Source organism: Streptomyces sp. D2-8 (genome assembly GCF_023184515.1).
Classification (GTDB): Bacteria; Actinomycetota; Actinomycetes; order Streptomycetales; family Streptomycetaceae; genus Streptomyces.
The window spans coordinates 155,255-170,251 of sequence record NZ_JAAHBP010000001.1 but is presented as its reverse complement, the minus strand read 5'-3'; the positions used below and the strand labels follow the sequence as shown (position 1 = coordinate 170,251).

Below are 14,997 nucleotides of genomic sequence, written 5' to 3'. Positions count from 1 at the left end.
TGTATGAAACTCACCGTGGTCGGCGGAGGCTCGACCTACACCCCCGAACTCGTGGACGGCTTCGCCCGCCTGAGGGGCACCCTGCCCGTCGAGGAACTGGTCCTGATGGATCCCGCGCAGGACCGCCTGGACCTGGTCGGCGGCCTGGCCCGCCGCATCTTCGCCCGCCAGGACCACCCGGGCCGCATCACCACGACCAGCGACCTCGACGAGGCGGTGGACGGCGCGGACGCGGTCCTGCTGCAACTGCGCGTAGGCGGCCAGGCGGCCCGCGAGCAGGACGAGACCTGGCCCCTGGAATGCGGCTGCGTGGGCCAGGAGACGACCGGCGCCGGCGGCCTGGCGAAGGCCCTGCGCACGGTCCCGGTGGTCCTGGACATCGCGGACCGGGTCCGCCGCACCAACCCCCGGGCCTGGATCATCGACTTCACCAACCCGGTCGGCATCGTGACCCGCGCCCTGCTCCAGGCGGGCCACAAGGCGGTGGGCCTGTGCAACGTGGCGATCGGCCTGCAGCGCACGTTCGCGGCCCTGCTGTCCGTGGAGCCCTCCGAGATCCACCTGGACCACGTGGGCCTCAACCACCTCACTTGGGAGACGGCGGTACGCCTGGGCGGCCCGGAGGGCGAGGACGTCCTGCCGACCCTGCTGGGCGAGCACGGCGACACGATCGCGGCCGGCCTCCGCCTGCCCCGCCCTCTGCTCGACACCCTGGGCGTGGTCCCCTCCTACTACCTGCGCTACTACTACGCACACGACGAGGTCGTACGGGAACTCGGGACCAAGCCGTCCCGTGCGGCCGAAGTGGCCCAGATGGAACGGCGGTTGCTCGCGCTGTACGCCGACCCGGCCCTGGACGGGAAGCCGGAGCTGCTCGCCGAGCGGGGCGGTGCCTTCTACTCGGAGGCGGCGGTGGACCTGGCGGCGGCCCTGCTGGGCGGCGGCGGCTCGCCGTACCAGGTGGTGAACACGTACAACCGGGGCACGCTTCCGTTCCTCCCCGACGACGCGGTGATCGAGGTCCAGGCGGCGGTGGGCGCCAAGGGCGCGTCCCCCCTCCCCGTACAGCCCGTGAACCCGCTCTACGCGGGCCTGATGGCCAACGTCACGGCCTACGAGGACCTGGCCCTCCAGGCCGCCCTGCACGGCGGCCGGGAACGCGTCTTCCGCGCCCTCCTCTCCCACCCGCTCATCGGCCAGCACGCGTACGCCGAGACGCTCACCGACCGGCTGATCGCACACAACCGGGAGCACCTCGCGTGGGCCTGACCGTCCTCGCCATCGACGCGGGCAACAGCAAGACGGACGTCGCGATCGTGACGGCGGCCGGGGAGGTCCTCGCCACGGCACGCGGGGGCGGCTTCCGCCCACCGGCCGTGGGCGTGGACACGGCGATGGACGGCCTGGCCGAAACGGTGGCGCAGGCCCTCACCGCCGCGGGGCTCACCTCGGTCACCCACGTCTCGGCATGCCTCGCCAACGCCGACTTCCCCGTCGAGGAGGAACAACTGGCCGCGGCGCTGCGGGCGCGCGCCTGGGGCACGACGGTGACGGTCCGCAACGACACCTTCGCGATCCTGCGGGCCGGTGTCACCGAACCCCGGGGTGTCGCGGTCGTCTGCGGCGCGGGCATCAACTGCGTGGGCATGCGACCCGACGGCCGCACGGTCCGCTTCCCCGCGCTCGGCCGGGTCTCGGGCGACTGGGGCGGCGGCTGGGGCCTGTCCGAGGAGGCCCTCTGGCACGCGTCCCGGGCGGAGGACGGCCGCGGCGCCCCCACCGCCCTGTCCCGCACCCTCCCCGCCCACTTCGGCCTGCCCTCCGTGTACGCCCTCGTCGAGGCGCTGCACCTGGAGCGCCTCCCGGCCCTCCGGCGCCACGAGCTGACCCCGGTCCTCTTCGCGACGGCCTCCGGCGGTGACCCGGTAGCCCGGTCGATCGTGGAGCGCCAGGCCGAAGAGGTGGTCGCCATGGCCGTCGTCGCCCTGACCCGCCTGGGCCTCCTGTCCGAGGAGACCCCGGTCCTCCTGGGCGGCGGCGTCCTGGCGGCCCGTCATCCCCAGCTGAACGACCGCGTCGCCCACTTGCTCACGGAACGTGCCCCCAAGGCGGCACCGCAGGTGGTGACGGCGAGCCCGGTGCTCGGCGCGGCGCTGCTGGGCCTGGACAGAGTCGGCTCGTGTGAAGGGGCGCAGGGGCGGTTGCGGAGGTACTACGAGGTGTGAATCGCAGGGCTGTTGCCCCTCAGGCCGGGTGGGCGCGCAACTCGGCGTGACGAGGTGCCGCCTGCGCCCACCCTCCCCCAAGCTCTCGGCTTCGCTCGAGCAGGGGGACCCCCATCGCCCCAGGCGGCACACATGCCCGCAGCCAGGGCGGCCCGCACCCGCCGTACGACGCAAGGGGACGTGTCGGGGGTGTCCGCCCGCAGCGGTTGGCGCGTCAACGGACAGTCAGTCGGCGTGAGACCCCATCGCGCCGTTCCGAGGACGGACACCCCCCGACGCGGCCCCGACCCACCCCCGGCGGCAGGCGAAGCCGCGCACCCCCACCCACGGGAACCGAACCCCCTCCCCGTACGTGTTCCTGAGCGAGGGGTGGTACGAGGGGGCGCGAGGCACGCTCCACGCTGCGATCCGATCAAGATCGAGGCAAGGCCGGTGCGGATGTCAGTCCCGGCAGCGATACTTGCGGGCGACGGATGACCACGGGGGAGGTCACAGTGACGTACACGCCGAAGAGCAGCCCGCCACCACCCGGCCCGGGCCTGCCCGTCCTGCCGGCGGTACCGGCACAGGCGGCACCCCCGGCCCGGCCCCCCGACAACACCCCGGCGCCCTCGGCACCCCCGGCGGGCCCCCGCCGCACCGCGTTCGCCGAGGGCCTCGACCAGCTCCGCGCCGCCGCCACCACGGAACCCGGCCGGCTCCGCATCATCGGCGCTCTCCTGGCCCTCCTCGTCATCGGCTTCGGCGCCGTCGCCTCCTGGCAGATGACCGGCCGCGCGGCCGCCGCCGACGACGTCCTCACCCGCAGCCAGCCCCTCAGTTCGGACGCCGCCGACATCTACCGCTCCCTCGCGGACGCCAACACCGCCGCCTCCAGCGGTTTCCTCGCCGGCGGCCAGGAGTCGTCCACCACCCGCGACCGCTACGAGCGGGACATCCGCACAGCCGCCGAGAAGCTCGTCAACGCCGCCGCCAACGCCGACCCGGACTCCCCGTCCACGGCGACGATCGCGAAGCTCAACAGGCTCCTCCCGGAGTACAAGGGCCTGGTGGAGCGCGCCCGCACGTACAACCGCCAGGGCTTCCCCGTCGGCGGCGCCTACCTCCGCTACGCCAACGAGAAGATGCAACAGCAGATGCTCCCGGCGGCGGAGGACCTCTACAAGAAGGAGAACCAGCGCCTCAGCGCGGACTACGCCGCCGCCACGCCCTACCCCTGGGCGGCCATCGCCCTCGGCATCGCCGCCCTGGCCGCCCTCGCCTGGGCCCAGCACCGCAACTACCAGCGGACGAACAGGGTTCTGAACCACGGCCTGGTGGCCGCCACAGCGACGGCGACGGTCGTCCTCCTGTGGCTGGTCGTGGGCCACACCGTCGCCCGCGCGGGACTGGACGACTCCTACGACCACGGCGTCCGCTCCCTGAACGTGCTGCACGACGCGCGCATCGCCTCCCTGAAGGCCAGGGGCAACGAGAACCTCACCCTGGTGGCCCGCGGCGCGGAGACGAAGAAGGTCGGCGAAGAGACCTACGACGCCTACGACTACGACTTCGGCACGGACATCAAGGCCCTCGCCGCCCACCTGGCGGCAGCGGAGAAGCTCGCCGACGACTCCTCGGGCGAACGCCCCGTCACCGCCGCCGTGGGCAACATGACGGAGTGGAAGAAGCGCCACACCGCGGCCCGCGAGCAGGACGAGAACGGCAACTACCAGCAGGCGCTGGACAAGGTCATCGGCACCAAGGGCGCGACGGGCGAGTGCTTCGACAGCGTCGACGACAACCTGCGCACGGCACTCGCGCACGAGGAGACGGAGTTCAGGCGCGCGGCGGGCGACGGCCGTGACGCGCTGACGGGCATGCCGGCCGGTGCGGCCGTCCTCGCGGTGCTGGGCGCCGCGGGCGCGGTCCTGGGCATCGGCCGCAGGCTGTCGGAGTACCGATGAACGGGCCAGGGGCGAAGGGAGGAACGACCGTGCGAGACGCGCTCAGGGGCTGGGGCGGAGTGACCGCGATGGCAGTCGTCTGCGCCCTGGTGGCGCTGGTGGCCCTCTGCCTACCGCTCACCACGGCCACCACGGCCACCCAGAGCACCACCGCGACCCGGACAGCCCAGACCATGGCGGAGGAAGACTGCGAGGCCCCCGAGAAGCAGACCCTCTCCCCCTCCTCCGCCGACGGCGACACCATCCGGGCGATCAAGAACCGCGAGGGCGAGAAGCGCAAACTGATCGTCGGCGTCGACCAGAACAGCTACCGCTGGGGCTACCGCAACCCCAACAGCGGCAAGACCGCGGAGCTCGAGGGCTTCGACATCGACCTGGTCCACCGCATCGCCGAGGACATACTCGGCGACCCGGACGCCGTCCAGTTCAAGGCGATCCCCACCGACCAGCGCATCCCGGCGATCCAGGACGGCCGCGTGGACATGGTCGTCCGCACGATGACGATCAACTGCGCCCGCATCGCCGACGTCGCCTTCTCCGCGCCCTACTTCAAGACGGGCCAGCAGGTCCTGGCCCCGAAGTCCTCCCCCGTCAAGGGCTACGACGACACGCTCGCGGACCGCAAGATCTGCACGGCGGCCGGCTCCACGGCGTACTCCACGCTGGAGGCGGACCAGAAGGCGGGCGAACTCCCCGCCGGCACCGACATCTCCACCACCGTCCCCAACCAACTCGACTGCCTGGTGCGGCTCCAGCTCGGCGAGGTCGACGCCGTGGTGACCGACGGCGCGCTCGCGGCGAGCCAGGCGGCACAGGACCCGACGGTCCAGCTCAAGGGGGACGCCTTCACTGCCGAGTACTACGGCGTGGCGATGAAGAAGGACGCGGACGATCTGGTACGCCGGGTCAACCAGATCCTGGTGGACTACCGCAAGGACACCGCGAACGGCTGGCAGGCGTCGTACGACCAATGGCTGTCGGCAACACTGGGCAAGGATGCGAAGAAGTCGGAACCACCGGCACCGCAGTACCTCCGCACCACCTGACACCCTGCTGAACCCGCGCACATCGCACACCAGAAGACGACAGACGACACGCGACACACAACCGCAGCGAGAGGTGATCGATGGGCGTCACGGGACCCACCGGGCCGGTGATGGACCGGGACGAGGTGGACCGTGCGCTGGCGCGGCTCGGGGCGGAGCACGAGGCGATCGAGACCTCGCTCCTCGCCCTGCAGGACCACGCGGGCCGCAGACTCCTGGAAGGCGCCGAGCTCACCGGCGTCACCCAGGAGCGCTGGACGTCCACGGAGGCGTCGATCACGCTGCTGTGGACGTACTTCGACGCGTACACCGACGCGCTGCGCTCCGCCCGCGACATCCGGGCCCGCCGCCGCTGGTCCAGCCGCGAGGACCTGGTGGAGCTGACGGAACTGCTGAACGGCGACTCGGTCACCGTGGCGGGCAGTGCCACGGCGACGGCCAACGCCCCCACCCTGCACGGCAGTCCGACGAAACTCAGCGAGCGCTTCTCGCTCACCACCCTCGTCGACCGGATGAACGAGCTGTACGCGACGAGTCTGGACATGGTGGTCGCCGCGGACGCGGTCTGGTCGGCCCTGCCGGCCCGGATCGATCTGCTGGCGGCGGAACTCCAGCGCACCCGGCGGCTCGCGCACTCGGTCGGTGTGCGCCCCGGCGAGCACCCGGCGGGCGACGACCTGGAGCGCATCACGCGGATACTGACGAAGCTGCGCGAGCAGGTGGTCTCGGACCCGCTGGCGTTCTGGCTGGCCGCGGAGGGCAGCTCGGCGCCCGGCGGCGGCAGACCGGACACGACGGTGTACGACCGCGAGGCACGCGCGCTGGAGGACGTACGCCGTGAGATCGACGCCGTACTGACGGTTCGCCAGGACGCCGAGAAGCGGATCGTGCAGCTGCGGGACATCCTCAGCCGCGCGGACCGCACGCTCGCCGAGGCGCGCACGGCACGCGGCGAGGTCCTCGCGAAGATCGCGGCGACGGAGGTGCCGGTCGTCAGCGGCCCGCCCACCGTGCTGCAGGAGCAGGTGGCGGCGGCCGCCGAGTACCGCAGGCAGGCGCAGTGGCACCGGCTGTCCCCGCTGCTGGAGTCGCTGGAGCAGAAGGCCGAGGACGAACTGCTGCGCGCCCGCGAGTCCTTGACGGCGGTCACCGCCCCGCTGGCGGTCCGCGCCGAGCTGCGCGGCCGTCTCGACGCGTACAAGGCGAAGGTGGCCCGGCACGGCTTCGCCGAGGACACGTTGCTGGTGGAGCGGTACGAGAAGGCGCGCCGCATGCTGTGGAGCGCGCCCTGCGACCTGCGCGCCGCCGAGCAGGCGGTGCTGCGCTACCAGCACGCGGCCGCGGAGCTGCTCGGCGGCCCGCGGGTGCCGGGGCAGGGCGTGCCCGAGGACGACCGGAGGGGGCCGGGCGCATGAGCGACGAGGGTGAGTCCATGAGTCAGGCACCGCACGAGCCGGCCGGCACGCCTCCGCGCACCTGCCAGCGCCCCACCTGCGGCGGCACCTACGAGGACGTGGGCGGCGGCGAGCTGTACTGCGACACCTGCGGTCTCGCCCCGGTCGTCGCGGCGAGCGGCCTGGTCGGTTCGCCTCCCACCGGCATCACCGCCGGAGGCAGGGGCGGCTCCCGCGGGTCGGCCGGCAGCGGCAGTTCCCGCTCCAGCAACCGCAGTTCGCGGACGTCGTCCCAGTCCTCGAAGTCCCGCCGCTCGGTGTCGGGGCGCCTGTCGCGGTCCCTGTCGGGCAGGTCGACGGGCCGCTCGGTGTCGGTGCGCAGCTCCGGCTCGACCGCCGGTTCCGGGTCCCGGGGCCGGCTGGGCGCCGGGCTGGTGCAGGTGCCGCCGATCCCGCGGCCCGACCCGCGCGCGATGGTCCTGGACAACCCCGAGGTTCCCGAGCGGAAGCGATTCTGCTCGCGCTCCGACTGCGGCGCCCCGGTGGGCCGGGCGCGCGGCGACCGGCCGGGCCGTACCGAGGGCTTCTGCACCAAGTGCGGGCACCCGTACTCGTTCGTGCCGAAGCTGAGGGCCGGGGACGTGGTACACGGCCAGTACGAGGTGGTCGGCTGCCTCGCGCACGGCGGGCTCGGCTGGATCTACCTCGCCGTCGACCGGGCCGTCTCGGACCGCTGGGTGGTCCTCAAGGGCCTGCTGGACACGGGCGACCAGGACGCCATGGCGGCGGCGATCTCCGAGCGGCGCTTCCTCGCGGAGATCGAGCACGCCAACATCGTGCGGATCTACAACTTCGTGGAGCATCTGGACCAGCGCACGGGTTCGCTCGACGGCTACATCGTCATGGAGTACGTCGGCGGCAAGTCCCTCAAGGAGATCGCCAACGCCCGCCGCACCGCACAGGGCAGGCGCGACCCGCTGCCGGTGGAGCAGGCCTGCGCGTACGGCATCGAGGCGCTGGAGGCGCTCGGGCATCTGCACAGCCGGAACCTGCTGTACTGCGACTTCAAGGTCGACAACGCCATCCAGACCGAGGACCAGCTCAAGCTGATCGACATGGGCGCCGTGCGCAGGACGGACGACGAGGAGTCGGCCATCTACGGCACGGTCGGCTACCAGGCGCCCGAGGTCGCCGAGGCCGGCCCGTCGGTGGCGAGCGACCTCTACACCGTCGCCCGCACCCTGGCCGTCCTGACCTTCGACTTCCAGGGCTACACGAACGTCTACGTCGACTCCCTGCCCGACCCGGACCACATCGAGGTGTTCCGGCAGTACGAGTCGTTCTACCGGCTCCTGGTCCGCGCCACGGACCCCGACGCGGCCCGCCGGTTCGCCTCCGCGCAGGAGATGACCGAGCAGCTGACGGGCGTCCTGCGGGAGGTCGTCTCCCTCCAGACGGGCCGCGCCCGCCCTGCCCTGTCCACGCTGTTCGGACCGGAACTGCGGGTCACGGACACGGAGTTGTTCCCCAAGCCGGCCGGCGAGGTGTCCCGCCTGGGGGCCCGGGCGGTGCGGGCCCGGACGCGCGCCGGCGCTCCTGCCGCCCTGCCGCATCCGCAGCGGCCCGAGGGCCCGCACAGCCTCGTCAAGCCCGTCGATGCGCCCGCTGCCGCCTTCGCCCTGCCCGTCCCCCGCGTCGACCCGACCGACCCCAACGCCGGTTTCCTCGCGGGCCTGATGACCTCCGCCCCGGCCGAACTGCTCGGCGCCCTGGCAGCCGCCCCGGCCCCGTCGATCGAGACGCGGCTCCGGCAGATCCGGGCCTGGCTGGAGACCGGCGAGCCGGGCGCCGCGCTGCAGGCCCTGGTCGCGCTGGAGGGCGAGCGGCCCGACGACTGGCGGGTGGTCTGGTACCGGGGCGTGGCCGCGCTGGTGACGGGCGACGACGAGGGCGCCGCACTCGCCTTCGACGCGATCTACGACGCCTTCCCTGGCGAGATCGCGCCCAAGCTGGCGCTGGGCCTGTGCGCGGAGGTGCTGGGCCAGCTCGACAACGCCGCCGAGTACTACCGGCTGGTGTGGTCGACCGACCCCAGCTATGTGAGCGCGGCGTTCGGCCTGGCCCGGGTCCAGCTGGCGACCGGGGACCGGCGCGGTGCCGTACGGACGCTGGAGTCGGTCCCGGAGTCCTCCATCCACTACACGCCCGCGCGGGTGGCGGCCGTCCGGGCGCGGCTGCGGCAGCGCACCGCGACCGCGTCCGACGCGCCGTTCCTGGGGGATCTGACGGCCGCCGCGGCGCAGGTCGAGGCGCTGGAGGCGTACGGTCTGGATCCGGCGCGCCGGGAGCAGTTGTCGGCCGAAGTCCTCGGTTGCGCGCTGGACTGGGTACTCTCCGGGGGCCAGGGTTCCGCCCCTCCCGCCGCCGGGGGACGGACGCTGCTCGGCAGCGGCCTGGACGAGCGGGGCCTGCGTTTCGGCCTGGAGCGCTCGTACCGCACGCTGGCCCGGCTGGCGCGGGGCGGCGAGGAGAGGATCGACCTGGTGGAACGTGCCAATCGTTACCGCCCCCGGACGTGGGTGTAGTTGATGTCGCAGATGCCCCAGTTGTCCGCCTGCCCGAGCTGCGAGGAACCCCTCGAGTCGGGTGACCGTTTCTGCGGCGCGTGCGGATACGACCTGTCCGCCGTGCCGGCACGGCCTCAGGACAACCCGACCATCACCATGAACGGCTCGGTGCCCGCCCAGGGCGCCCCGGCCGGTGCGTATCCCGAGCCCCCGCCGGCGCCACCCGCCGGCGCGGCCTGGCCCGCACCGGGGCCGGACGGCGCCGGTGCCCCGGACGCGGTGCACCTGCCGGCGGACCTCCCGGGCACGGACTCGGGCGGCTCCGCCCTGCCGCCTCAGGCGCCCCCGCCGCCGAGCGCCCCGCCGGCCGCGGCCGCGGGTGTGCGCTTCGACCGGCCGCCGCAGCCCGACGGGTCTGCCGCGTCGCCGGAGATCTACCAGACACAGCCCGACGAGTACCTCCTCCAGGCACCGGACCCACGGGCGTCCGCCGAGCCGGCGGCCCAGGCCGCGGGCGCCGGCGGCAAGGTCTGCGTCGCCTGCCGGGCCGGCCGCGTGGACGACGACGGCTACTGCGAGAACTGCGGCCACGCCCAGCCGCGCGAACGGGACCACATGGAGCAGGAGTCCGGCCCGGTGGCCGCGGTCAGCGACCGCGGCCTGCGCCACCACCGCAACGAGGACGCGTTCGCCATCGGCACCACCGCGCTGCCCGACGGCTCCCCGGCCTCCGTCGCGATCGTCTGCGACGGCGTCTCCTCGGCGACCCGCCCCGACGACGCCTCCGCGGCCGCGTCGAAGGCGGCGGGCGAGACGCTGCTGGCGGCCCTGCCGCGCGGCACGCACCCGCAGCAGGCGATGCACGACGCGATCCTCGCCGCCTCGCGCGCCGTCAACTCGCTCGCCGCGGAGCCCGCCACGGCCCTCGAGCAGGCACCTCACCAGAACGCCCCCGCCTGCACCATCGTCGGCGCCGTGGTGACGTCGGGCCTGCTGATCGTCGGCTGGGTCGGCGACAGCCGCGCCTACTGGGTGCCGGTCGACCGCGGCGCTCCCCCCGCCCGGCTCACCGAGGACGACTCGTGGGCCGCGCAGATGGTCGCCGCGGGCCTGATGAACGAGGCCGAGGCCTACGCCGACGAGCGCGCCCACGCGATCACCGGCTGGCTCGGCGCGGACGCCTACGAACTCGAACCGCACACCGCCGCGTTCAAGCCGGACCGGCCCGGCGTGGTGGTGGTCTGCACGGACGGCCTGTGGAACTACGCGGAGGCGGCCGACGAGATGGCCAGGGTCCTCCCGCTCGACGCGGCCGGTCATCCGCTGCACAGCGCCCGGGTGCTCGTCGGCCACGCCCTGGACGGCGGGGGCCACGACAACGTAACAGTGGCGCTCGTGCCGTTCCCGGCCGTGCCCCAGGGGGCAGGATCGGCCTGAGGCCACGTACGGGGACGCCTCGGCGGACCGGAGGGGACCGGTCCGCCTACCGTCATCACCCCGCTGAAGGTGGGGGCTTTCGAGGGGGATCGAAGCAGGCATGGCCATTTTCTCGAAGTCGAACGTGCCCCAGTTCACGGTGGACGTGTACCAGAACGAGTACCTGCCGGAGGGCGCCGGCGAGGTCAACGCCATCGTCACGGTGACGGCGACCGGCGGCGGCACGATCGGCAGCGCGGTCGCGGCGCCCCACCTCTACTCGCCCGGCCAGGGCCCGTCCGCGGCCGTGGCGGTCATGGTCGACTGCTCGGGGTCGATGGACTACCCGCCGACGAAGATGCGCAACGCCCGCGACGCCACGGCCGCGGCGATCGACACCCTGCGCGACGGCGTGCACTTCGCGGTGATCGGCGGGACGCACGTGGCGAAGGAGGTCTACCCGGGCGGCGGGCGCGTCGCGGTCGCCGACGCCACCACCCGCGGGCAGGCCAAGCAGGCACTGCGCTCGTTCAGCGCGGGCGGCGGTACGGCCATCGGCACCTGGCTGAAACTGGCCGACCGCCTGCTGTCGTCCGCGGACGTCGCGATCCGGCACGGCATCCTGCTCACCGACGGCCGCAACGAACACGAGTCGCCCCAGGACCTGAAGGCGGCGCTCGACGCGTGCGCCGGGCGCTTCACGTGTGACGCACGCGGCGTGGGCACCGACTGGGAAGTGAAAGAAGTCACAGGGATCGCCTCCGCCCTGCTCGGCACCGCCGACATCGTCGCCGATCCCGCCGCGCTCGCCGCCGACTTCACACAGATGATGGAGACGGCGATGGGCAAGGAGGTCGCGGACGTCTCCCTGCGGCTGTGGACCCCCGTCGACACGACCGTGAAGTTCGTCAAGCAGGTCGCGCCGACGGTCGAGGACCTGACCGGCCGGCGCACCGAGGCGAGTCCGCGCGCCGGCGACTATCCCCTTGGTTCCTGGGGAGATGAGTCCCGTGACTACCACGTCTGCGTCGAGGTCCCGGTCGCGAACATCGGCCAGGAGATGCTGGCGGCCCGGCTCTCACTGGTCATTCCGCAACCCGACGGCAGCGTCCAGAACCTGGGCGCGCAGGGTCTGGTGCGGGCCGTGTGGACGGACGACATGGTCGCGTCGACGTCGATCAACCCTCAGGTCGCCCACTACACCGGGCAGGCCGAACTGGCGCAAGTCATCCGACAAGGGCTGGATCTTCGCAAGTCGGGCGATATGGATGGAGCAACGGCCAAACTGGGCCGGGCCGTTCAGCTCGCGAGTGCCTCCGGGAACGCCGATACTGCGAAACTGCTTGCGAAGGTGGTGGACGTGGTCGATGCCGCGACCGGTACTGTGCGACTGAAGGCGAAGGTCGCGGAGGCTGACGAGATGACGCTCGAAACCCGTTCCACCAAGACTGTTCGCGTGAAGAAGTGACCTGAAGAGATCGAAGGAGGGACGCGCCGACATGCCGACCTGCCCGAACGGACACCAGTCGGGTTCCGACGACTGGTGCGAGGTCTGCGGTCACCGCATGGCGGGTGCCGTGCCTCCGCCTCCTCCCCCGCCGCCGCCCGGCGGCTACGGCTTCCCGCCCCCCGCCGGCGGCCCGGGTGGCCCCCAGGGCCCCGGTGGCCAGCCCGGCGGACGCCCGCCGCACCTGTCCTCCGTGCCGAACGCCGAGCCGGAGCTCTGCCCGCAGTGCCGTACGCCGCGTGAGGGCGGCGCGCCGTTCTGCGAGGAGTGCCGGTGGAACTTCCTGACGAACACGGCGACGTCGTACACCCCCGCGGCCCCGCCGCCCGGCCCCGGTGTGCGTTTCCAGCCACCGGGCCAGCAGGGCGGCCCGCCCCCCGGCCCGTCGTACGGCGGCGGTGACTCCTACGAGTACCAGGGCTCCCGCCCGTCGCAGGTGAACCGCCCGGCCGAGCCGATCCCGCCGTTCGGCGGCGACCCGTCCGGCCGCCCCGGCCCGGGCGGCCCCGGCGGCCCTCAGGGCGGTGGCTACGGCTACCCGCAGCCCGGCCCTGCCCCGACCTCGCCCGGCCCGGGCGGCCCCGGTGGCTTCGGCGGCCCTCCCGGCCCGGGTGGTCCCGGTGGCTTCGGCGGCCCTCCCGGCCCGGGTGGTCCCGGTGGCTTCGGTGCCGACCCCTCCCGGCCGGTCCCGCCCCCGCCCGGACCCGGTGGTCCCGGTGGACCCGGTGGTCCCGGTGGACCCGGTGGTCCCGGCGGTGCTCCGCAGGCCTTCCACCAGTCCGGCCCCCCGGCCCCGCCCGGATTCCCGCAGGAGACCCAGCGGCCCGGGCAGCAGGGCGGTCCGTCCTTCGGCGGTGACGACGACTGGGTGATCTCCCCACCGACATCCGGCCCGGGCGGCCATGGCGGTCCCGGCGGTCCCGGCCAGGGCGGCTACGGCTACCCGCAGCCCGGCGCGACCCAGGCCCCGCCCGGCCCCGGTGGCTTCCCGCAGCAGCCGCAGGGACCCGCGACGTGGACGGCGACCATCGGCCCGGACCGCGACTACTTCATGGCGATGATGCAGCGCTCCGGCCCGGAGGCCACCGGCCTGAACCTGCCCGCGTACTCGCCCGAGCAGCAGCGCACGCTCACCGGCAACCAGCTCACGATCGGCCGCCGCCGGCACTCCACCGGCGACACCCCCGACATCGACCTGTCGACGCCACCGGAGGACCCGGGCGTCTCGCACCAGCACGCGGTGCTGGTCCAGCAGCCGGACGGCAGCTGGGCGGTCGTCGACCAGAACTCGACGAACGGCACGACGGTCAACGGCTCGGAGGAACCGATCCAGCCGTTCGTCCCCGTACCGCTGCAGGACGGCGACCGGGTGCACGTGGGCGCCTGGACGACCATCACCATCCGGCGCGGCTGAGACCCGTCACGACGGGAGGGGCCAGGCGTACGGCCCCTCCGGGTCGTCCAGCCAGGCCCACTCCCGCTCACCGCTGACCGTGATGCCGTAGCGCTCGCGCTGCGGCCTGCCCTCCTGCTCCCACAGCGCGTGCGCCTCCTGGGGGTCGAGGCTGCCGCGGGTCAGGGCCAGCAGGAACCGGAACAGGTCGTCCTCCCGGGCCCGGCGCGGCACCCCGCCCAGCTGGACCGGCTCGCCCCCGGGCCGGCCGGCGCCGCGCAGCGGCACGAAGTAGGCGGGCGTGTGCAGGAAGGGTCCCTCGGCATGCCCCGCACCGGTCACCGTGAGCACGATCAGGCCGGTGGCGAGCGGCATGAGGATCCGGCCGCCGGGGCGGCTCTGGGCCACCCAGGCGCGTGGCACGCCGCTCAGGGCGCAGGTGGCGATGATCCGGTCGAACGGCGCGCGCTCCGGCACGCCCCGGGCGCCGTCGCCGGTGACGACGACCGGGTGGTACCCGGCCGCGGCCAGGTGCCGGCGGGCCGACTCGGTGATCTCCGGGTCGAGGTCGACGGTGGTGACCTTGTCGTCGCCCAGCCGATGGGCCAGCAGCGCCGCGTTGTAGCCGGTGCCGGCGCCGATCTCCAGGACCGTATGGCCGTCCGCGACGCCCAGCGCGGCCAGCATGCCCGCCATCAGGGACGGCTGGCTGCTGGAGGACAGCAGCTCGCCGTCGCGCAGCCGGGTGGCCAGCGGGGTGTCCTCGTAGGCGCCCCGCAGCCACCGCTCGCGCGCCGCGGGGTCGGTGCTCTCGCCCCAGCGGCGTTCGTAGCCGCCGGCGACACCGACGTAGTAGTACGGCACGAAGAGGTGCCGCGGGACCGCCGCGAAGGCCTCCCGCCAGCCCGGATCGGCCGCCCAGGCCCCGCTCTCCTCGATCCGCCGCACCAGCGCCGCCCGCGCGGCGGCGGCGAGATCGTCGAGCTTCCTGCCGGGTGCGTAACCGCCCATGTCTCCACAGTAGGGGCGGGCAGGGTCCTAGGTCTTGAGTCCTATGCCGGGGCGTCTGAGACCATGGATCGCGTGAATGAGATTCGGCGCGGCACGCTTCAGGAGCAGACCTTCTACGAGCAGGTCGGCGGGGAGGAGACCTTCCGTCGGCTCGTCCACCGTTTCTACGAGGGAGTCGCCGAGGACCCGCTGCTGCGGCCCATGTACCCCGAGGAGGACCTGGGCCCGGCCGAGGAGCGCTTCACGCTGTTCCTCATCCAGTACTGGGGCGGCCCCACGACGTACAGCGAGAACCGCGGCCACCCGCGGCTGCGGATGCGGCACGCGCCCTTCGCGGTCGACCGGGCGGCGCACGACGCGTGGCTGAAGCACATGCGGGTCGCCGTCGAGGAACTCGGCCTGTCCGAGGAGCACGAGCACACGCTGTGGAACTACCTGACGTACGCGGCGGCCTCGATGGTCAACACCGAGGGCTGACGGACTTCGAGGGCC

11 protein-coding genes are annotated in these 14,997 nt (G+C 73.5%); 10 read left to right on the top strand and 1 reads right to left on the bottom strand.

The features are described 5' to 3' along the window. The first annotated feature begins 3 nt into the window (after positions 1–3). From G3I77_RS00725 to G3I77_RS00685, 9 genes are all read left to right on the top strand, one after another. Positions 4–1,269 (top strand): 6-phospho-beta-glucosidase, encoded by a 1,266-nt coding sequence (locus G3I77_RS00725; protein WP_248500439.1) that lies wholly within the window; start codon positions 4–6, stop codon positions 1,267–1,269. Then, positions 1,260–2,225 carry a BadF/BadG/BcrA/BcrD ATPase family protein gene (locus tag G3I77_RS00720; RefSeq protein WP_248500438.1) on the top strand — a complete coding sequence of 322 codons (966 nt, stop codon included), beginning with the start codon at positions 1,260–1,262 and terminating at the stop codon, positions 2,223–2,225. The genes G3I77_RS00725 and G3I77_RS00720 overlap by 10 nt, the downstream gene beginning before the upstream one ends. Positions 2,226–2,719: 494 nt before the next feature. Continuing rightward, positions 2,720–4,171, top strand: coding sequence for a hypothetical protein (locus G3I77_RS00715; protein WP_248500437.1), 1,452 nt, complete (start codon positions 2,720–2,722; stop codon positions 4,169–4,171). Then, positions 4,168–5,217, top strand: a complete 1,050-nt coding sequence (locus tag G3I77_RS00710; protein ID WP_248500436.1) for a glutamate ABC transporter substrate-binding protein — start codon at positions 4,168–4,170, stop codon at positions 5,215–5,217. The genes G3I77_RS00715 and G3I77_RS00710 overlap by 4 nt, the downstream gene beginning before the upstream one ends. Before the next feature lie 80 nt (positions 5,218–5,297). Further along, positions 5,298–6,632: a hypothetical protein gene (locus G3I77_RS00705; RefSeq protein WP_248500435.1), complete on the top strand. Its 1,335-nt coding sequence runs from the start codon at positions 5,298–5,300 to the stop codon at positions 6,630–6,632. 17 nt (positions 6,633–6,649) lie between these two features. Continuing rightward, on the top strand, positions 6,650–9,196 hold the full coding sequence (locus tag G3I77_RS00700) for a serine/threonine-protein kinase (protein WP_248501428.1): 2,547 nt from the start codon (positions 6,650–6,652) through the stop codon (positions 9,194–9,196). 3 nt (positions 9,197–9,199) lie between these two features. Further along, complete coding sequence (locus tag G3I77_RS00695; protein WP_248500434.1) at positions 9,200–10,615, top strand: PP2C family serine/threonine-protein phosphatase; 1,416 nt, start codon at positions 9,200–9,202, stop codon at positions 10,613–10,615. A gap of 100 nt (positions 10,616–10,715) precedes the next feature. Beyond that, complete coding sequence (locus G3I77_RS00690) at positions 10,716–12,062, top strand: VWA domain-containing protein (RefSeq protein WP_248500433.1); 1,347 nt, start codon at positions 10,716–10,718, stop codon at positions 12,060–12,062. 31 nt (positions 12,063–12,093) lie between these two features. Continuing rightward, positions 12,094–13,515: an FHA domain-containing protein gene (locus tag G3I77_RS00685; RefSeq protein ID WP_248500432.1), complete on the top strand. Its 1,422-nt coding sequence runs from the start codon at positions 12,094–12,096 to the stop codon at positions 13,513–13,515. Between the two features lie 6 nt (positions 13,516–13,521). Here the strand turns inward: G3I77_RS00685 and G3I77_RS00680 are convergent, their stop codons facing one another. Further along, positions 13,522–14,505: a methyltransferase domain-containing protein gene (locus G3I77_RS00680; protein ID WP_248500431.1), complete on the bottom strand. Its 984-nt coding sequence runs from the start codon at positions 14,503–14,505 to the stop codon at positions 13,522–13,524. 63 nt (positions 14,506–14,568) lie between these two features. Here G3I77_RS00680 and G3I77_RS00675 point away from each other — a divergent pair, with 63 nt between their 5' ends. Further along, the gene (locus G3I77_RS00675; protein WP_248500430.1) at positions 14,569–14,982 is read left to right on the top strand and encodes a globin; all 414 of its coding nucleotides are present in this window, start codon (positions 14,569–14,571) and stop codon (positions 14,980–14,982) included. The last annotated feature ends 15 nt before the right edge of the window (positions 14,983–14,997 follow it).

What these genes read in the sequence shown, in the direction of transcription:
- G3I77_RS00725 (WP_248500439.1), top strand. Translation starts at nt 4, where the DNA reads ATGAAACTCACCGTGGTCGGCGGAGGCTCGACCTACACCCCCGAACTC.
- G3I77_RS00710 (WP_248500436.1), top strand. Translation starts at nt 4,168, where the DNA reads ATGAACGGGCCAGGGGCGAAGGGAGGAACGACCGTGCGAGACGCGCTC.
- G3I77_RS00705 (WP_248500435.1), top strand. Translation starts at nt 5,298, where the DNA reads ATGGGCGTCACGGGACCCACCGGGCCGGTGATGGACCGGGACGAGGTG.
- G3I77_RS00700 (WP_248501428.1), top strand. Translation starts at nt 6,650, where the DNA reads ATGAGTCAGGCACCGCACGAGCCGGCCGGCACGCCTCCGCGCACCTGC.
- G3I77_RS00695 (WP_248500434.1), top strand. Translation starts at nt 9,200, where the DNA reads ATGTCGCAGATGCCCCAGTTGTCCGCCTGCCCGAGCTGCGAGGAACCC.
- G3I77_RS00690 (WP_248500433.1), top strand. Translation starts at nt 10,716, where the DNA reads ATGGCCATTTTCTCGAAGTCGAACGTGCCCCAGTTCACGGTGGACGTG.
- G3I77_RS00685 (WP_248500432.1), top strand. Translation starts at nt 12,094, where the DNA reads ATGCCGACCTGCCCGAACGGACACCAGTCGGGTTCCGACGACTGGTGC.
- G3I77_RS00680 (WP_248500431.1), bottom strand. Translation starts at nt 14,505, where the DNA reads ATGGGCGGTTACGCACCCGGCAGGAAGCTCGACGATCTCGCCGCCGCC.
- G3I77_RS00675 (WP_248500430.1), top strand. Translation starts at nt 14,569, where the DNA reads ATGGATCGCGTGAATGAGATTCGGCGCGGCACGCTTCAGGAGCAGACC.